The sequence below is a fragment of the Stenotrophomonas sp. WZN-1 genome, from assembly GCF_002192255.1.
Lineage (GTDB): Bacteria > Pseudomonadota > Gammaproteobacteria > Xanthomonadales > Xanthomonadaceae > Stenotrophomonas.
Genome location: NZ_CP021768.1, coordinates 3271477 through 3290403, shown reverse-complemented (window position 1 = coordinate 3290403; position 18927 = coordinate 3271477). Strand labels below are relative to the sequence as shown.

Genomic DNA, 18927 nt, shown 5'->3' with positions numbered 1-18927 from the left:
TGTCGAAGGTGGGGTGGTGTCGGATGGCGGGGTGTCCGCGGCATGGATGCCGCGGCCAAGCCCCCAAGGACGGGTTTACGGCGTCCCCGCCAAATTCACGGAAAACCAGAGCCGCCGCTTTCGCCGTTGCAGTTGCAGTTGCCTCTGCGGGTGCCGGGCTGCAAGCCCGGCACCCACCTCACTGCTCAACAGCAGCGGCCGCCGTTGCGCCCGCCGTAACGCGCTTCCTGGCGCTCGCGGAAGAACGTCTTGTAGTCCATCGGCTCCTGGTCCGGGTGCTTTTCCAGCATGTGCCGGACGTAGTTGTCGTAATCAGGAATGCCACAGCACAGTCGTGCGGTCTGCACCAGGCGCCGCCAGATACGGCGGTGCGCCTGGTACTGGCCGGCGGGAACCAGTTGCGTGCTCATCACAGATCCACCATTTCATGCGGCTTCAGCGCCACGTACGGGGTCTCGCGGTCGGTACGCTGCGGATTGCGGCGTGCCGCCAGGATGGTCTTGATCGAATACACGAGCACCGCGCCCACCACCAGCAGGAACAGCGCGGTCAGGCCGGTGTTGACGTAGGCGTTGACCACGATCTGCTTCATCTGCGCCACCGACTTGGCCGGTGCAGTGATCGTATCGCTGGCGAGCGCAGCCTGGAACTTGTGCGCCTGCGCCAGGAAGCCCTGTGCCGGGTTGCTGTCGAAGATCTTGATGAAGCCAGCGTAGGTGGTGCAGATCAGCAGCCACACCGCTGGTACCGCGGTGACCCAGGCATAGCGGTCACGCTTCATCTTGAACAGCACCACCGTGCCCAGCATCAGCGCGATGCCGGCCAGCATCTGGTTGGAGATGCCGAACAGCGGCCACAGCGTCTGGATGCCGCCGAACGGATCGACCACGCCGGTGTACAGCAGGTAGCCCCACAGCGCTACGCAGCCGGCGGTACCGATGATGTTGGCGGTCCACGATTCGGTCTTCTTCAGGGCCGGCACGAAGTTGCCCAGCAGGTCCTGCAGCATGAAGCGCCCGGCGCGGGTACCGGCGTCCACCGCGGTCAGGATGAACAAGGCTTCGAACAGGATCGCGAAGTGGTACCAGAACGCCATCATCGCGTCGCTGCTGCTCGGTATCGCCTGGTGCAGGATCTGCGCGATGCCCACTGCCAGTGTCGGCGCACCACCGGCGCGGTGCAGGATGGTGGGTTCACCGATGGCGCCCGCGGTCGCGGTCAGCTGCTCGGGGGTGATGGTGAAGCCCCAGGTGTTGGTGATGTAGTGCGCTGCCGAGGCTGCATCGGCACCGATCACCGCCGCCGGGCTGTTCATCGCGAAGTAGATGCCCGGATCGATGATCGAGGCCGCCACCAGTGCCATCACCGCCACGAACGATTCCATCAGCATGCCGCCGTAGCCGATGTAACGCATATGCGCTTCATTGGCCAGCAGCTTCGGCGTGGTGCCGGAGGAGATCAGTGCATGGAAACCGGAGACCGCACCGCAGGCGATGGTGATGAACAGGAACGGGAACATGCCGCCCTTCCACACCGGGCCATCACCGCTGGCGGCGAACTGGGTCAGCGCCGGCATCTTCAGTTCCGGCATCACCACCAGGATGCCGATGGCCAGCGCGATGATGGTGCCGATCTTGAGGAAGGTCGACAGGTAATCGCGCGGAGCCAGCAGCAGCCACACCGGCAGCACCGAGGCGACGAAGCCGTAGCCGATCAGCATCCAGGTGATCTGGGTGCCGGTGAAGGTGAACGCCGGGCCCCACACCGGGTCGGCGGCGACCTTGCCGCCGTACCAGATCGCGGCCAGCAGCAGGATCAGGCCAACCACTGAAATCTCGCCGATCTTGCCGGGGCGGATGTAGCGCATGTACACGCCCATCAGGATCGCGATGGGCATCGTCGCGATCACCGTGAACATGCCCCACGGGCTTTCGGCCAGCGCCTTGACCACCACCATCGCCAGCACTGCCAGGATGATGATCATGATCAGGAATGCACCGAACAACGCGATGGTGCCGGGCACCTGGCCCATCTCCTCGCGGACCAGGTCACCCAGCGAGCGGCCGTTGCGGCGGCTGGACAGGAACAGGACCATGAAGTCCTGCACCGCGCCGGCCAGGACCACGCCCACCACCAGCCACAACAGGCCAGGCAGGTAACCCATCTGTGCGGCCAGCACCGGGCCGACCAGCGGACCGGCACCGGCAATGGCGGCGAAGTGGTGGCCGAACAGCACGTGCTTGTTGGTCGGCACGTAGTCCAGGCCATCGTTGTTGATCACCGCCGGGGTGGCCCGGGTCGGATCCAGCTGCATCACCTTGTTGGCGATGAACAGGCTGTAGAAGCGGTAGGCGACCAGATACAGCGAAACCGCCGCGACGACGATCCACAGGGCATTGATGTGTTCGCCGCGGCGCAGCGCCACGGTGCCCAGACAGAACGCGCCGAGCAGAGCGAGTACCGCCCAGCCCAGTTTGGAAAACCCTTTCATGAGGTGCTCTCTCCCGGAAAGACAGTCAAAGAGTCCTGCTTGCCCACGACAGGGTCAATTGGCACAGGACGAATCTGCGGTAGTACTTTGGTCGTACGGCGGTTGCGCTGACGTGCAGCCAACATCAGGGATGGAACAATCGGTTGCGGAGCCATCCATTGGCGTACGGCCATGTGGCGTCCATCTTCAGTGGCATCCATCCAACAGGAGTCGCCATGAGCTTCCCCGAGCCGGTCCGCGTGCTGCGGACCATCCGTGGCATGCCCACCTCCGACGGTGCCGGCGTGCGCCTGACCCGCGTCATCGGCGGCCCCGCGCTGCCCGACCTGGATCCGTTCCTGCTGCTCGATGAATTCGGTACCGACCGCGCCGAGGACTACATCGCAGGCTTCCCGGAGCATCCGCATCGCGGTTTCGAGACCGTCACCTACATGCTCGACGGGCGCATGCGGCATCGCGACAACCACGGCAACGAAGGCCTGCTGACCCCGGGCAGCGTGCAGTGGATGACCGCTGGCCGTGGCCTGGTGCACTCGGAGATGCCCGAGCAGGAAAGCGGGCAGATGCGCGGTTTCCAGCTGTGGGTGAACCTGCCGGCGAAGGAGAAGATGACCGAGCCGAAGTACCAGGAGTTCGCGCCCGAGCGCATTCCCGTGGTGAAACCGGACGCCGGCGTGGAAGTGAAAGTGATCGCCGGCACGGTCGGCGGCACCCGCGGCCCGATCGTGCAGCCCGCCACCGAGCCGCTCTATCTGGACATCACGCTGGCGCCCGACCGGGCCTGGACCTATACGTTGCCGGAAGGCCACAACGCTTTCGCCTATGTCTTCGAAGGAGCGTTGACGGTAGGTGAGCAGGACGCTGCCCGCGATGTCGCGCGCCAGGAACTGGCGGTGCTGGGCGGCGGCGAACAGCTGCATGTTTCGGCCGGCAGCGAAGGCGCGCGGCTGATCCTTGTAGCAGGCCGTCCGCTGCGTGAGCCGGTGATGCGCCACGGCCCGTTCGTGATGAACACGCGGCAGGAACTGATGCAGGCCTTCGTCGATTTCCAGGAAGGCAGGTTCTGACGGGTAGCGCCGGGCCATGCCCGGCGAAAGGTACCGGTAACACCGCCGGGCGATGCCCGGCGGACGTCCCGCGCGTCGGTTCCTGCGGGGATGCTGCCAGGCAGTCATCCCCATCACCGTCAGCGCCCGGCGGCCACGGCTGACGGGGTCAGGCTCATGCCCTGCGCCAGTTGTTGCAGTGAGCCCAGTTCCTGCGGGCTGTCCGGATACAGCGAAATCTGCGCGTAACGCCCTTTGTCGATCTTGACCACGCTGATGCGCCGTTCGGCATACCCCGGCGGTTGCTGGCCGCCCAGGTCGGGCTGGTACCAGTACAGCGATTCACCGCCGAAACTGCCTTTTTCCTGGCGCAGCGAGCGGCTCAGCGGAATGGCGGGATCACGCGCGCTGAGCATCAGGCTCAGCACTTCGCGGCCATCCGTGGTGCTGGCGCGGCAGACCAGGAAATCGGCCTGCACCTGCTGCTGCCACTGCAGGCCACTGCTGGCGGGCAGCGAAGGACATTCGGACGGCGCCTGCGCGGCGGCCTGGGCCGCGGCGAACAGCAGGCTCGACAACATGACAGGCACGAACTTCATGCATCCCCCAAGGTGATGAGTTGTTTGGCTCCGCCAGCAGGGCCGGCGGCCATGGCATCCCATCCCCGGATGCCGCCCCATCCGGCATGTGCACGGGTGGTCAACTCAACCTTAACGGAACGTGAGCAATCGCACAATTCGCGGTTACAGAAGTAACCATTGCGGCCGAGCGTCGGCCGCAATGGTGCCGCGTGGATCAGCGGTCGCTGCCGATCCACTTGTAGATGATGCCGCCGATCGCGCCGCCCAGCAGCGGGGCGACCCAGAACAGCCACAGCTGGCTGACCGCGCCACTGCCGGCGAAGAACGCGACGGCGGTAGAGCGGGCCGGGTTCACCGAGGTGTTGGTGACCGGAATGCTGATCAGGTGGATCAGGGTCAGTGACAGGCCGATCGCCAGCGGGGCGAAACCGGCCGGTGCCTTGCCGTGGGTGGCCCCCATGATCACGATCAGGAACACCGCCGTCAGCACCACTTCGCACAGGAAGGCCGCTGCCACGCTGTAACCACCGGGCGACAGTGCGCCGTAGCCGTTGCTGGCGAACGCACCGGCCTGGCTGCCATCGATGGCGAAGCCACTGGCGCCGGAGGCAATCTGCAGCAGGATGAAACCGGCCAACAGGCCGCCGGCGACCTGGGCGATGATGTACGGCACCAGGTCCTTGGCCGGGAAACGACCACCGGCCCACAGGCCGACGCTGACCGCCGGATTGAAGTGCGCGCCGGAGATATGACCGAACGCATAGGCGCCGGTCACCACGGTCAGGCCGAAGGCCAGGGCCACGCCGAGGAATCCGATACCCAGCGGATTGCCGTCACCACCGAACTTGGCGGCCAGCACCGCACTGCCACAGCCACCCAGAACCAGCCAGAACGTGCCGAGGAACTCGGCGGACAAGCGTTTACCCATGCTCATGTGTTGCACTCCTTTGACGGTCTAAAGTGTGATTTATGTCACATTTCAGTGATCAGCGGGTGACTGTAGCGTCAACGCCGGGTGCAGGGATACACCTTCGGATGTGTGCAACACGCGATGTTCAGTACTGGGGCAGGGGAATGAACTCCTTGTCGTCGCCCGGAATGGTGCCGAAGCGGCCGGCCTCCCAGTCGTGCTTGGCCTGCTCGATACGCTCCTTCGAGCTGGACACGAAGTTCCACCACAGATGGCGCGGGCCATCCAACGGCTCGCCACCGAACAGCATCGCCTTGACCGGCGTCTTCGCGCGCAGGCGCCCTCGTGCACCGGCTTCGGGGATCACCAGGTGCTGCGCGGGAATGTCCACGCCATCGAGCTGCGCCTCGCCTTCAAGGATGTACAACGCGCGCTCGCGGTGGCCGTCGTCGATATCGATCTCTGCATCCGGGTCGAGATCGATCGCCACGTTGAGCGTGTCGGCGAACACCTTCACCGGCGATTCCTCGCCATAGGCACGGCCGGCGATCACGCGCAGCCAGGCCCCATTGCGGCGCTGCTCGGGCAGGGTGGCGGCGGCATGGTGGTAGAACGCCGGCTCGATTTCCTCATGCGACTTCGGCAGTGCGACCCAGGTCTGCATGCCATGGATCGGGTTGTCGTGGTCGCGGTCCGGTTGCGGCGTGCGCTCGGAATGGGCGATGCCGCGGCCAGCGGTCATCCAGTTGACGTCGCCGGGGCGGATCACCTGGTCCGAGCCCAGCGTGTCGCGGTGGCCGATGGCGCCCGACCACAGGTAGGTGACGGTGGCCAGGCCGATATGCGGATGCGGGCGCACGTCGATGGCCGTGCCGGGGTGCATGAGTGCCGGGCCCATCTGGTCGACGAACACGAACGAGCCGATGCTGCGCGCCTGCAGGGTAGGGACGGCGCGACGGACTTCGAGGCCGCCGATGTCGTGCACGCGCGGGGCGATGATGGTGGTCATGCGGGCGTTCTCGCTGGCAGGGATCAGGTGATCAGCATCGCATGCGGCTGTGACGGGGACATGCCCCGTATGGGTAACAGGTTGTTCCAGCCAACGGCGCAGCCCCTCGTGGCTGTGGGTTGGTCGCTGAAGGCAAAAGCAAAAGCAAAAGCAGCGCTTGGCCGGGCGGGTGGATTGCGCAGGACACGCCGTAAACCCGTCCATGGCGCCAACGGTCCTGCGCAACCCACCCGCCCGGCCTCTGACAGTTTCCGTGTGCTGTCCAGCCACGGAGAAGAAAAAAGAAAATCAAAATCAAACGCCGGTCGCTTCGCTCCTGGTGGCGACCAAGGTAGCCACCCACCAGTTCGGAGTGATCCACACCGCCCCACCAACAAACAGAAAAGCCAGAGCCGGCTGTTGCTCCGGCTCTGGCTTTGGCTTTGGTTTGAAACGCGGGTGCCGGGCCGCAGGCCCGGCCGATCACACCACCGGTTCGCGCAGGGCGGGGTTGTCCCAGCCTGGGCGCGGGGCGAAACGGTCGCCGTGGCGCTGCTGCAGTGCCTTCAACCGCTCGACGATCGCATCGGCACCCACCGCACGGATGTGCTGGATGGGACCGCCGCGGAACGGTGCAAAACCAGTGCCGAAGATCACGCCGGCATCCAGCAGGTCCGCATCCGCCACCACGCCTTCGTGCAGGCAGGCCACCGCCTCGTTCAACAGCGGCAGGATCAGGCGGTCCTCCAGATCGGCCGGGGCCTGGTAGTCGCTGGCCACGTCCGGTTTCTTCGGCTTGCCGTTCTCCCAGGTGTAGATGCCCTGGCCATCCTTCTTGCCACGCTTGTCCGGTTCCACCGTCTGCAGCGCGGCCGGAATCTGCAGGCCCAGGAACGGCGCCAGTTCGCGGCCGACGCCGGCGGCCACGTCCAGGCCGACGGTATCGATCAGTTCGATCGGCCCCATCGGCATGCCGAACTTCACGGCGGCCTTGTCGATCACCGGGCCCGGGATGCCTTCGGCATAGGCGGTGGCGGCTTCCAGCATGTACGGGAACAGCACGCGGTTGACCAGGAATCCCGGGCTGCCGGCCACCGGTACCGGGAACTTGCCCAACGCCTTGCAGAACGCGGCCAGGCGGCGCTCGGTCTCCGGCGCCATGCCGTCGTGATGGATGATCTCCACCAACGGCATCTGCGCGACCGGATTGAAGTAGTGCAGGCCGGCGAACTGTGCCGGACGCTGGATATGGTCGCGCAGTTCCACCAACGGAATCGACGAGGTATTGGTGGTCAGCAGCGCGTCCAGTTTCATCTTCGGTTCCAGCGTCTGGTACAGCGCACGCTTGGCCTCCGGGTTCTCGATGATCGCCTCGATCACCAGGTCGGCCTCGGCCACGCCGTTGCCTTCCAGGTCGGCACGCAGGCGCGCGGCCACGGCAGGGCGCTTGCTCTCGTCGCGCACCTTCTTGGCGAACAGCGCCTGCGCGCGTTCCATGGCCGGGTCGATGAAGCGCTGCTCACGGTCCTGCAGGGTCACTTCGAAGCCCTTGTAGGCGGCCCACGCGGCGATGTCGCCGCCCATCACGCCGGCGCCGACCACGTGCACGTGGCGGATGCCGGAATCCCCACCGCCGAGGCCCTTCAGGCGCTCGGTCAGGAAGAAGATGCGGATCAGGTTGCGCGCGGTCGGTGTACTGGCCAGCTTCACCACGGCCCGGCGTTCGGCGTCGAGGCGTGCCTGGATCGGCTTGCCACCGCTGCGCTGCCAGGTGCTGATCAGCGCGTACGGCGCAGGGTACTGGTCCTTCTTGGCCTTGCGTGCGACCTGCTTGACCATCTGCGGTGCCAGCAGCGTGCGTGCCAGCCAGGTGTTGGTGGCCCAGGCCGTCGCGCGCTGCTTGAACGGGCGGGTGGTGCCGGACAGCGCCAGTGCGACGGCGGTGTCGAGCACCACCGCCGGTGCCACCACCTTGTCGACCAGGCCGATGCCACGCGCGGCCGAGGCCGACAGGGTGCGGCCGGTCAGCATCATGTCCATCGCCGCCGGGGCGCCGACCAGCTGCGGCAGGCGCGCGCTGCCGCCCCAGCCCGGGAAGATGCCCAGCTGGGTTTCCGGCAGGCCGATGCGGGTGCTGCTGTCATTGGAGGCCACGCGGTAGCGGCAGGCCAGGGCAAGCTCGGTGCCGCCGCCGAGGCAGTGGCCGTGGATGGCCGCCACGGTCGGGCAGGGCAGCTCGGCCAGCTTCTGGTAGGTGGCCTGGCCACGACGGATCGCGTCGTTGACGGTGCCGCGACGGTCGAATTCCTGGAACTCCTTCAGATCGGCACCGGCAATGAAGCCGGCTTTCTTCAGCGACTGGATCACCACGCCCTTGGGTGGGTCCAGGGCGATGCGCTCAAGCAGGTCGCCCAGTTCCAGCAGCACATCCTGCGACATCGCGTTGACGCTGCTGTCCTGACGATCCAGGGAGAGAACCACCACGCCGTCGTCGCGGATCTCGGGGTGCCAGTGGCTGAAGCGGAGACCATCGAAGCCTGAGAGCATGGACGTTCCATCCGGTTGTGTATGGAGAAGCGGCTATGATCCAGAGGTTGTTTCCCCCGCGTCAAATCCCAATAGCAGGGGAGTGGCGACCCCGGATCCATGGCCGTGGACCGGGACGCTAACGGAACGGTGGTTAAAAGCTGGTGCGGCGCCAGGTGATCGGCGACTGAACTTTTCCCGGGATTGGCAGTCTCATTGCCCGACGTCGGTTGGGCTGACAGGAGTGCGGCCCCTCATGGCCGATGTTGATACACCTCAGGAGCTGGATCTGGAGCTGGTCCGGCGCGTGCAGCACGGCGAGAGTGCCGCGTTCGATGTCCTGGTGCGCAAGTACCAGCATCGGGTCGTGGCCCTGGTCGGTCGCTACATCGCCGACTGGAGCGAATGTCAGGACGTCGCCCAGGACACTTTCATCCGTGCCTACCGCGCGATCGGAAGTTTCCGTGGCGATGCCCAGTTCTCAACCTGGTTGCATCGAATCGCCGTGAATACCGCCAAAAACTACCTGGCTTCACACAATCGACGTCCGCCGACCGATGACATCGACATCGGTGACGCCGAGCAGTTCGACAGTGGTACCCGCCTGCGGGACACCGACACGCCCGAGCGCGAGTTGATGCGCCAGGAGCTGGAACAGACGGTCATGAAGGCCGTCAACGCGCTGCCGGAAGAGCTCCGGTCGGCGATCACCCTGCGCGAGGTGGAAGGCCTGAGCTACGAGGATATCGCGCAGAAGATGGGGTGCCCGATCGGCACCGTGCGTTCACGGATCTTCCGGGCGCGCGAGGCGATCGACACCGAACTCCGGCCGCTGTTGGACATCGGCAGCGCCACCCGTGAGAAGAGCCGCGTATGACCAGTAATCCGTTCAACGAATCGCAGAACCATCAATCGCCCGCCGGGCAGCGCCTGGACCAGCGCCATCGTGAGCAGCTGTCGGCCCTGGTCGATGGCGAGCTGGGCGCCGATGAAGCGCGCTTCCTGCTGCGCCGGATGGAGCACGACCCCGAACTGGCCGGCTGCCAGGAGCGCTGGCAGCTGCTGGGCGACGTGATGCGCGGGCAGGCCTCGGCATTGGCACCGGCTGGTTTCAGCGCCGCCGTGGCCGCAGCTGTTGCCGCCGAGCCCGTGCCGCAGCCCGAGTCCCGTCGCCAGGTGCGCCGCAGCGGTTGGCGGGCCTGGGGCGGCGGTGCCGCACTGGCCGCCTCGGTGGCGGCCGTGGCGCTGTTCATGGGCGGCGAGAAGCTGCAGGAAGCCACGCCGGGAGAGCCACTGGCACCGCAGGTGATCGCCAGCCAGGCCCGGCTGGCGCCGGCACCGACCCAGCCGGCGCCGGTCACCGAGGCATCGGTGGATACCGCGGCAATGGCCGTGGTGGCTGCGCCGGCCGTGGCGATGGCCGCCAGCCGCCGCCAGGATGCCCGCCGCGCCAGTGCCACGCGCAGCCAGCAGGCCGCGCGTGCCGCCCAGCGTGACGATCTTCCGCAGCGTGCCGTGGCTTCCACACAGGCACCGTTGACCCCGACCATGCCGGCCAATGCCAACCGCAACCTGCCGTTTGGTGAGGTCGGTGGGTTGCAGGCCCGGCCATGGCCGCGCTCCAGCCTGGCGCCCGCCGGTGGTGCGCTCAACGCCAGCTTCCCGGCCCACGCCGGCGGTGCCGCGTTCTACCCGTTCGAGCCGCGCCTGCAGGACGACCTGCCGGTGCCGCCGCGCCCGCGCGACTGAGCTGGGTGCCTTCACGCCCCGCCGTCGGCGGGGCCCGTATTCCTCTTTCCATCCGACCCGGAGGTTGCCGTCCGATGACTCCCCGACTCCGCACGCAGGCCATTGGCCTGCTGGCCCTGACCCTTCCCCTGATGGCCTGTGCACAGGCGCCGGCGCCTGCCGCCCAGACCCTGCCTGCGCCGGCCGCGGCGCCGCGGGCGCCCGCGCAGCCGCTGGTCAGCGGCCTGCCCGACTTCACCAACCTGGTCGAACAGGTCGGTCCGGGCGTGGTCAACGTCGACACCACCATCGTCCGCAACAATCGCCAGGCCTCGCGGGGCCCGATGGGCGGCGACGATGACATGCCGGAGTTCTTCCGCCGTTTCTTTGGCCCTGACTTCCCGATGCCGGGGCAGGGGCCGGGTGGGCAGGATGGCGGTCCCAGCATCAAGGGCCGCGGCATGGGCTCGGGCTTCATCATCTCGCCCGATGGCTATGTGCTGACCAACTACCACGTGGTGGCCGACGCCAGTGAGGTGAAGGTCAAGCTGGGCGACAGCCGCGAGTTCACCGCCAAGGTGGTGGGCAGCGACCAGCAGTACGACGTGGCCCTGCTGAAGATCGACGGCAAGAACCTGCCGACCGTGCGCGTGGGTGACTCCAACACCCTGAAGCCGGGCCAGTGGGTTGTCGCGATCGGTTCGCCGTTCGGCCTTGACCACTCGGTCACGGCCGGTATCGTCAGCGCGCTGGGCCGGAGCACCGGCGGTGCCGATCAGCGCTACGTGCCGTTCATCCAGACCGACGTGGCGATCAACCAGGGCAATTCCGGTGGCCCGCTGCTCAACACCCGCGGCGAAGTGGTCGGCATCAACTCGCAGATCTTCTCCGCCTCCGGCGGCTACATGGGCATCAGCTTCGCGATTCCGATCGACCTGGCGATGAGCGCGGTCGAGCAGATCAAGAAGAGCGGCAAGGTCACCCGCGGCCAGCTCGGCGCGGTGGTCGAACCGATCGATTCGCTGAAGGCGCAGGGCCTGGGCCTGCCGGACAGCCGCGGCGCGCTGGTCAACCAGATCGTGGCCGGCAGTGCGGCCGCCAAGGCCGGCGTGCAGGTGGGCGATGTCATCCGCTCTGTCAACGGCAGCGCGGTCAACAGCTGGTCCGACCTGCCGCCGCTGATCGGTGCGATGGCGCCGGGCAGCAAGGTGAACCTGGTGGTGTACCGCGACGGCAAGCCGCATGAGCTCAGCGCCACGCTGACGGCGCTGAGTGAAGACGGGCAGACCAATGCGCGCGGGCCGTCGGCCGGCGGTGCCGAGGCGGCTCCGCAGACCGGCGCCAATGCCCTGCTGGGGCTGGATGTCAGCGACCTGAACGCGGCCCAGCGCAAGCAGTTCGGGCTCAACGGCAACGAAGGCGTGCGCATCACCGGGGTCAAGGGCCAGGCGGCGCGTGATGCCGGCCTGTCGCCGGGGATGGTGATCCTGCAGGTCGGTCGCGTCGCGGTCGGCAGCGTGGATGCCCTGAACCGGGCGCTGTCCAGCTTCAAGAAGGACGACGTGGTGATGCTGCTGGTCCGCACGGCCAATGGCAACAGCGCCTTCGTGGCGGTCAAGGCCGGCCAGTAAGGCCCTGCCGGGGGCGCTGCGGCGGCCCCGGCGTCTCCCCCGAAGCCCCGCCCCGGCGGGGCTTCGGTCGTTCAGCGTCCGGCCCGATGAGGCAGTTTTCGCGGCAGGGCGCCGGGCGTGCGATAATCGACCGTTACCCTGACGACGCCGCGCGCCGCCGCCACCTATGTCTTCTGATTCGATGCGGAACATCCGCAACTTCTCCATCATCGCCCATGTCGACCACGGCAAGTCCACGCTGGCCGACCGCATCATCCAGCTCTGCGGTGGCCTGCAGGCCCGCGAGATGGAAGCGCAGGTGCTCGACTCCAATCCCATCGAGCGCGAGCGTGGCATCACGATCAAGGCGCAGTCGGTGTCACTGCCGTACCTGGCCAAGGACGGGCAGACCTACCACCTGAACTTCATCGACACCCCCGGCCACGTCGACTTCTCCTATGAAGTCAGCCGCTCGCTGGCCGCCTGCGAAGGCGCGCTGCTGGTGGTCGATGCGGCGCAGGGCGTGGAAGCGCAGTCGGTGGCCAACTGCTACACCGCGGTGGAACAGGGCCTGGAAGTGGTGCCGGTGATCAACAAGATCGACCTGCCCACCGCCGACATCGAGCGCGCCAAGGCCGAGATCGAGGCCGTGATCGGCATCGACGCCTCCGACGCTGTGCCGGTCAGCGCCAAGACCGGCCTCAACGTGCAGGACGTGCTGGAGGCGATCGTCCATCGCATCCCGCCGCCGGCACCGCGCGACACCGACAAGCTGCAGGCGCTGATCATCGACTCGTGGTTCGACAACTACCTGGGCGTGGTCTCGCTGGTGCGCGTGATGCAGGGTGAGATCAAGGCCGGTGACAAGCTGCAGGTGATGTCGACCGGCCGCAACCACCAGGTCGACAACGTCGGCGTGTTCACCCCGAAGCGCAAGGTGCTGCCGGCGCTGCGTGCCGGTGAAGTGGGCTGGGTCACCGCCAGCATCAAGGACGTGCACGGTGCGCCGGTCGGCGACACCCTGACCCTGGCCGGCGATCCGGCGCCGAAGCCGCTGCCGGGCTTCCAGGAAATGCAGCCGCGCGTGTTCGCCGGCCTGTTCCCGGTTGATGCCGAAGACTACCCGGACCTGCGCGAAGCGCTGGACAAGCTGCGCCTGAACGATGCCGCGCTGCGTTTCGAGCCGGAAAGCTCCGAGGCGATGGGCTTCGGCTTCCGTTGCGGCTTCCTTGGCATGCTGCACATGGAAATCGTGCAGGAGCGCCTGGAGCGCGAATACAACCTGGACCTGATCAGCACCGCGCCGACGGTGGTGTATGAAGTCCTGAAGACCGATGGCTCGATCATCAACATGGACAACCCGGCCAAGCTGCCGGCGGTGAACCAGGTCGAGGAGATCCGCGAGCCGATCATCCGTGCCAACGTGCTCACCCCCGAGGAGTACATCGGCAACATCATCAAGCTGTGCGAAGAAAAGCGCGGCAGCCAGATCGGCATCAACTACCTGGGCAGCCAGGTGCAGATCAGCTACGAGCTGCCGATGGCCGAAGTGGTGCTGGACTTCTTCGACAAGCTGAAGTCGGTCAGCCGTGGCTATGCCTCGCTGGACTACCACTTCGTGCGCTTCGACGCGGGCCCGTTCGTGCGCGTGGACGTGCTGATCAATGGTGACAAGGTCGATGCGCTGTCGCTGATCGTGCACCGCAGCCATGCCGATCGCCGCGGCCGCGAGCTGTGCGAGAAGATGAAGGACCTGATCCCGCGCCAGATGTTCGACGTGGCCATCCAGGCCGCGGTCGGCTCGCAGATCATCGCCCGCACCACGGTCAAGGCCATGCGCAAGAACGTGCTGGCCAAGTGCTATGGTGGCGACGTTTCGCGCAAGAAGAAGCTTCTGGAAAAGCAGAAGGAAGGCAAGAAGCGCATGAAGCAGGTCGGACGCGTGGAGATTCCGCAGGAAGCGTTCCTGGCCGTCCTGCAGATGGACAACAAGTAAGCCCGCACCGGCCCTGCGGGGCCGGTCGTCTGGTGACGTTGCAAAGGACCCTGAATGAAACTGTTTGAGATCCTCCTGGTCGTGCTGACCCTGGCCTCGGGCCTGATCCTGCTCGCGGACAAGCTGTATCTCGCCAAGCGTCGCGCCCAGCGCGCGGGCCTGCTCGATTCCGAGCCGGTGCTGGTGGACTACTCGCGTGCGTTCTTCCCGGTGCTGGCGATCGTGCTGATCGTGCGCAGTTTCATCGCCGAGCCGTACAAGATCCCGTCCAGCTCGATGATGCCGAACCTGCTGATCGGCGATTTCATCCTGGTCAACAAGTTCTCCTACGGCCTGCGCCTGCCGATCAGCAACACCAAGATCGTGCCGTTCGGCGAGCCGTCGCGCGGAGACGTGGTGGTGTTCCACTTCCCCGGCCACAGCGACAACGACCCGGCCAAGGGCGAGAACTTCATCAAGCGCGTGATCGGCGTGCCGGGTGACACCGTGGTCTTTGAAGGCGACGGCGTGATCCTCAACGGCGAACCGCTGAAGTACGACAACAAGGGCATCTATGCCGGCCACAAGGGCCAGGGCGAGGGCGCCAACCTGCTGGTCGAGCACCTGCCGGGCCGCACCCATACCGTGCTGGAGACCGACTATCCGCGTGGCCAGGGCCAGTGGACCGTGCCGGCCGGCAAGTACCTGGTGATGGGCGACAACCGTGACAACAGCGACGACGGCCGTTTCTGGGGCCTGCTGCCGGAAGAAAACCTGCGCGGCAAGGCCTTCCTGATCTGGCTGAACTGCCAGGGCTGGTTCTGCAAGGATGGCTTCGAGCCGTCGCGGATCGGCTCGAGCATCAACTGATCAGGCATCAACCGAGTATTTTCACATCCAACGCGTATCTGGGGAGAACGCAATGAAGACGATGAACACGCAGCGTGGCATGACCCTGACCTCGTTCCTGGCGGTCCTGATCGTGGTCGGTTTCTTCCTTTACATCGGCATGAAGCTGTTCCCGATGTACCAGGAGTATTACGCGGTGCGCTCGGCGATGAAGAGCCTGGCCAAGGAGCCGGGGGTGGGCAGCATGGAGCCGGCCCGGATCCAGGATCTGTTCTTCAAGCGGCTGTACATCAACTACTCGGAAAACGTGAAGCCGGCCAACGTGAAGTTCGACCGTCGCGACAATGGCTGGACCCTCAAGGTCAACTACGAAGTGCGCCGTCCGCTGGTCGGCAACCTGGACGTGGTTGGCAAATTCGATTCAACCCAGGACCTGACCCGAAGCGGTGCCGAATAAACCTTTCCAACGTGGTGACCTGATCGGTCATCCCTTCCGCGACCCGGCGCTGCTGAAGCAGGCGCTGACGCATCGCAGTGCGGGTGCGCCACACAACGAGCGCCTGGAATTCCTCGGCGACAGCATCGTCAACATGATGGCGGCCGAGGCGTTGTACCAACGCTGGCCCAAGGCTGACGAAGGCGCGATGACCCGTGCCCGCGCCGAGCTGGTGCGTGAGGGCGCGCTGGCGGTGATCGGACGTACCCTGGAACTGGGCGAGCGGCTGATCCTGGGCCCGGGCGAAATGAAGTCCGGCGGCCATCGTCGTGATTCGATCCTGGCCGACGCGGTGGAAGCCGTGGTGGCTGCGATCTACCTGGATGCCGGCTTCGAGGCCTGCCGGGCGGTGGTACTGCCCTGGTTCAGCGCTTCGATCGAGGCACTGCCGGCCTCCGGCCGGCCCGAAAAGGACCCCAAGACCCGCCTGCAGGAATGGCTGCAGGCCCGACAGAAGGCGTTGCCGCAGTACGAACTGGTGTCAGAATCCGGTGACGACCACGCCAAACACTTCCGGGTACGCTGCAACGTAGCCGACCCGGCCGCCAGCACCGAGGGCGAAGGCGCCTCGCGGCGGCTTGCCGAACAACAGGCGGCTGCGGCCGTCCTAGAACAACTGGATTCCAAGTGAGCGAACAAACTCCCCATCATTGCGGCAGCGTGGCCGTCATCGGCCGCCCGAACGTGGGCAAGTCGACCCTGACCAATGCCCTGGTCGGCGCCAAGGTCAGCATCGTCTCCAACCGTCCGCAGACCACGCGCCATCGCCTGCTGGGCATCGCCACCTATCCGGAAGGCCAGCTGGTGCTGGTCGACACCCCCGGCCTGCACAAGGTGCAGAAGCGGGCGATGAACCGGGTGATGAACCGCGCCGCGCGCGGCTCGCTGGAAGGCGTCGATGCCGGCCTGCTGGTGATCGAAGCCGGGCGCTGGGATGAAGAGGACAGCCTGGCGTTCAACGTGCTGCGCGACGCCGGCATTCCGGTCGTTCTGGTGGTCAACAAGATCGATCGCCTGAAGGAAAAGGGCGCGCTGCTGCCGTTCCTGCAGCAGGTGACCGAGGGGCGTGATTTCGCCGCCGTGCATCCGATCTCCGCGCAGAAGCGCAACGGCCTGGAAGCGCTGGTACGCGATGTGCTGAAGCTGCTGCCGGAAGCTCCGCCGATGTTCGGCGAGGATGAGATCACCGACCGCAGCCAGCGTTTCCTGGCTGGTGAACTGGTGCGCGAGCAGCTGATGCGCCAACTCGGCGAGGAACTGCCGTACGCCACCACCGTCGAGATCGAGCGCTTCACCGAGGACGGCAACCTGCTGCGTATCGGTGCGGTGATCTGGGTCGAGCGCGAGGGCCAGAAGGCCATTGTGATCGGCAAGGGCGGCGCCCGCCTGAAGGAGATCGGCGCCAAGTCCCGCCTGCAGATGGAGCGTCTGTTCGGGGCCAAGGTGTTCCTGGAAACCTGGGTGCGCGTGCGTGAAGGCTGGTCCGACGACGAGGCCGCGCTGAAGGCCTTCGGTTACGAGTAAGGCGTTGCAGTCGCTTCGATGATGATCGAGGACGACACCGGCTTCGTGCTGCACGCACGGGCCTACCGCGAGACCAGCCTGCTGGTCGAAGTGTTGAGCGCGCAGCATGGCCGCATTGGCCTGCTGGCGCGTGGCGTGTCCACCGCCAAGGGCCAGGTGCTGCGTGCCGCCCTGCAGCCGTTGCAGTGGATACGCTTCAGTGCCCGGCAGCGGGGTGAACTGGCCCAGCTGCGTGGTGCCGAGGCATTGGATGCCGCGCCACGCCTGGTCGGCCAGGCGATGCTGGCCGGCTTCTACCTGAGTGAACTGACCCTGCGCCTGGCCCCGCGCCAGGACCCGCTGCCGGAGCTGTACCTCGCCTATGGCGAGGCACGCGCGCGGCTGGCGGTCGGTGCCGGCCTGGCCTGGACCCTGCGCCGTTTCGAACGCGAACTGTTGTCCGCGCTGGGGCTGGGCTTCGAGCTGGACAGTGCCAGCGATGGCCAGCCGATCGATCCGGCGGCGCGCTACGAACTGGATCCGCAGGAGGGCGCGCAGCGCCTGCTGAGCGAGCGCGGTGGGGAACGCCGGGCAGCGGCCACCGGCTCGGCGCTGCTGGCGTTGGCGGCAGATGAAGAGCCCGATGCCGCCGGCCTGGCCAGCCTGCGCTTGCCGATGCGGCGGGTGCTGGCCCATCACCTGGGGCCGCGCGGCCTGAAGTCCTGGGAAATGCTCGAGCAGCTCGCGCCCAGGCGTTGAGGGGTGTTCGGCAGGGCTTGCAGCCCTGCACCCGCCGAATCAACGTCAACTGCAAAAGCTGGCTATCCGTGGGTAGGCGGGGGGGCCGGTTGCGGGGGCCGCTGCAAGTACGTCCATGTAAGCTCGGTCGCCGCATCCATGCGGCTCACGCCCCCGCAACCGGACCCACCCCGCCTTCGACAGTTTCTCGCGAGCTGTCGGAACGGCACTCTGCTCTGGTGGGTGTCGACCTTGGTCGACACAGTAGAGCCACGCCATGCGTGGATGCGTTTCGATTTCAATTCGAAATATTTGATTCCGATTGAGATTCATCCACGCATGGCGTGGATCTACCCTCCGTCACACGGAATCTGTCGGGGGTGGGGCGGTGTGGGTTGGCAGGACCGTTGGCGCCATGGGCCCGAGGCACGCCTCGGGCGGGTTGGGCAGGACGCCCAACCCCGGTCTTGCCGTGTGCGCAGGACAGCGCACACGAGCAAGGCGCCATCGAGCCCCCATGGACGGGTTTACGGCGTGTCCTGCCAATCCACACCGCCCCGCCCAACAAGCAGAAAGCCAGAGCCGATCTGGCTCTGGCCTTTGGTGTTGCTCTGGCTTGAACGCCTCTGCAGGTGCAGGGCGCAGCCCTGCTGAACACCCCTCAATGCAGCAGGGCAGCTACCGCGTCGCGGAACCCTGCCTGGGCCTGCCCGGACTCGGGCGCATGATGCAGTTGGCGCACCGCCCGGCCCAACCGTGCCGCCCCCACGAAGCCACAGCTGGCCTGCAACCGGTGCAGCTGGCTGCGCAGCTGGCGCTCGTCGTGCTGGTCCACCGCCTGCTCTACCGCGTCGCGCACGCCCGGCAACTCGGCCAGGAACAGCTCGCGCAGGGCGATCAGGTGGTTGCGCTGGCCATTGAGCGCGGCCAGGGCTGCGGTCTCGTCCCAGTCCTGCACGGCCAGCTCGACTGCGGCCGGGGCCTGTGCCAGGAAGATTCCCGCCGGACTGTTGACCAGCGCACGGCGCACCGCCTTCAGCAGCTGGTCGCGGCCCAGCGGCTTGACCAGGGTGTCGCTGAAACCGGCTTCGCGCAGGCGGGCGTGGATGGAGGTATCGCCGTCGGCGGTATGTGCCAGCGCGGGCGTGTCGGGGTGTGAACGGCGCAGCTCATGCAGCAGCTGCGCGCCATTGCCGTCCGGCAGGTTGACGTCGATCAGCCACAGATCATGCGCGCCGGGCTCGGCACTGGCCAGGGCACTGGCCAGCGAATCTGCGGTATCCACATCCGCCGGTAACGTTTCCAACGCCGCCTTGAAAAAACCGCGGCTGATGATGTCGTCCTCGACAAGCAGGAAGCGGGGCCGTGCGGCCCGCGGGGTCATCTGCATCAGGGCTGCCTCCATGTCAGCTGGCCCAATCATCAAGCACGGCGGCCACGGGCGCAAGCGGGTCCGGGCCCCGCCGGTCAGGATCTGCGACAATAC

The 18927-nt window shown here is 66.5% G+C and carries 17 protein-coding genes; 10 read left to right on the top strand and 7 right to left on the bottom strand.

What is annotated here, in order from left to right:
• Nucleotides 1-185: 185 nt before the first annotated feature.
• Nucleotides 186-410 carry a CstA-like transporter-associated (seleno)protein gene (locus tag CCR98_RS15540; RefSeq protein WP_005410613.1) on the bottom strand — a complete coding sequence of 75 codons (225 nt, stop codon included), beginning with the start codon at nucleotides 408-410 and terminating at the stop codon, nucleotides 186-188.
• On the bottom strand, nucleotides 410-2491 hold the full coding sequence (locus tag CCR98_RS15535; RefSeq protein WP_087923300.1) for a carbon starvation CstA family protein: 2082 nt from the start codon (nucleotides 2489-2491) through the stop codon (nucleotides 410-412). The genes CCR98_RS15540 and CCR98_RS15535 overlap by 1 nt, the downstream gene beginning before the upstream one ends.
• A 215-nt stretch (nucleotides 2492-2706) precedes the next feature.
• On the opposite strand from CCR98_RS15535, the gene CCR98_RS15525 reads away from it, so the two are divergent.
• The gene (locus tag CCR98_RS15525) at nucleotides 2707-3558 is read left to right on the top strand and encodes a pirin family protein (RefSeq protein WP_087923298.1); all 852 of its coding nucleotides are present in this window, start codon (nucleotides 2707-2709) and stop codon (nucleotides 3556-3558) included.
• 119 nt (nucleotides 3559-3677) lie between these two features.
• On the opposite strand, the gene CCR98_RS15520 is transcribed toward CCR98_RS15525, so the two are convergent.
• From CCR98_RS15520 to CCR98_RS15505, 4 genes are all read right to left on the bottom strand, one after another.
• The gene (locus tag CCR98_RS15520) at nucleotides 3678-4136 is read right to left on the bottom strand and encodes a hypothetical protein (protein ID WP_087923297.1); all 459 of its coding nucleotides are present in this window, start codon (nucleotides 4134-4136) and stop codon (nucleotides 3678-3680) included.
• Between the two features lie 196 nt (nucleotides 4137-4332).
• Nucleotides 4333-5052, bottom strand: a complete 720-nt coding sequence (gene aqpZ / locus CCR98_RS15515) for an aquaporin Z (protein ID WP_087923296.1) — start codon at nucleotides 5050-5052, stop codon at nucleotides 4333-4335.
• Nucleotides 5053-5173: 121 nt separating this feature from the next.
• Nucleotides 5174-6037, bottom strand: a complete 864-nt coding sequence (locus CCR98_RS15510) for a pirin family protein (RefSeq protein ID WP_049427674.1) — start codon at nucleotides 6035-6037, stop codon at nucleotides 5174-5176.
• A 462-nt stretch (nucleotides 6038-6499) separates the two neighbouring features.
• A complete protein-coding gene (locus CCR98_RS15505; RefSeq protein ID WP_049455001.1) occupies nucleotides 6500-8563 on the bottom strand; it encodes a 3-hydroxyacyl-CoA dehydrogenase NAD-binding domain-containing protein in 2064 nt (687 codons plus the stop codon).
• 235 nt (nucleotides 8564-8798) lie between these two features.
• Here CCR98_RS15505 and rpoE point away from each other — a divergent pair, with 235 nt between their 5' ends.
• The 9 genes from rpoE (at nucleotide 8799) to recO (ending at nucleotide 17462) form a co-directional block, all read left to right on the top strand.
• Nucleotides 8799-9419, top strand: a complete 621-nt coding sequence (gene rpoE / locus CCR98_RS15500) for an RNA polymerase sigma factor RpoE (RefSeq protein WP_014038091.1) — start codon at nucleotides 8799-8801, stop codon at nucleotides 9417-9419.
• On the top strand, nucleotides 9416-10291 hold the full coding sequence (locus CCR98_RS15495; RefSeq protein ID WP_087923295.1) for a sigma-E factor negative regulatory protein: 876 nt from the start codon (nucleotides 9416-9418) through the stop codon (nucleotides 10289-10291). The genes rpoE and CCR98_RS15495 overlap by 4 nt, the downstream gene beginning before the upstream one ends.
• Before the next feature lie 74 nt (nucleotides 10292-10365).
• On the top strand, nucleotides 10366-11901 hold the full coding sequence (locus CCR98_RS15490) for a DegQ family serine endoprotease (RefSeq protein WP_087923294.1): 1536 nt from the start codon (nucleotides 10366-10368) through the stop codon (nucleotides 11899-11901).
• A 181-nt stretch (nucleotides 11902-12082) separates the two neighbouring features.
• Nucleotides 12083-13876 (top strand): translation elongation factor 4, encoded by a 1794-nt coding sequence (lepA, locus tag CCR98_RS15485; RefSeq protein ID WP_032958997.1) that lies wholly within the window; start codon nucleotides 12083-12085, stop codon nucleotides 13874-13876.
• A 54-nt stretch (nucleotides 13877-13930) separates the two neighbouring features.
• Nucleotides 13931-14725, top strand: coding sequence for a signal peptidase I (gene lepB, locus CCR98_RS15480; RefSeq protein ID WP_014038087.1), 795 nt, complete (start codon nucleotides 13931-13933; stop codon nucleotides 14723-14725).
• Nucleotides 14726-14777: 52 nt separating this feature from the next.
• Complete coding sequence (locus tag CCR98_RS15475) at nucleotides 14778-15161, top strand: DUF4845 domain-containing protein (RefSeq protein WP_087923293.1); 384 nt, start codon at nucleotides 14778-14780, stop codon at nucleotides 15159-15161.
• Nucleotides 15151-15831, top strand: coding sequence for a ribonuclease III (rnc, locus tag CCR98_RS15470; RefSeq protein WP_087923292.1), 681 nt, complete (start codon nucleotides 15151-15153; stop codon nucleotides 15829-15831). Before CCR98_RS15475 ends, rnc begins: the two co-directional genes overlap by 11 nt.
• Complete coding sequence (gene era / locus CCR98_RS15465; protein WP_005410599.1) at nucleotides 15828-16724, top strand: GTPase Era; 897 nt, start codon at nucleotides 15828-15830, stop codon at nucleotides 16722-16724. The genes rnc and era overlap by 4 nt, the downstream gene beginning before the upstream one ends.
• 18 nt (nucleotides 16725-16742) lie before the next feature.
• Nucleotides 16743-17462, top strand: coding sequence for a DNA repair protein RecO (recO, locus tag CCR98_RS15460; protein ID WP_087923291.1), 720 nt, complete (start codon nucleotides 16743-16745; stop codon nucleotides 17460-17462).
• A gap of 640 nt (nucleotides 17463-18102) precedes the next feature.
• Here recO and CCR98_RS15455 read toward each other — a convergent pair.
• The gene (locus CCR98_RS15455; protein ID WP_087924210.1) at nucleotides 18103-18831 is read right to left on the bottom strand and encodes a response regulator; all 729 of its coding nucleotides are present in this window, start codon (nucleotides 18829-18831) and stop codon (nucleotides 18103-18105) included.
• Nucleotides 18832-18927 lie beyond the last annotated feature (96 nt).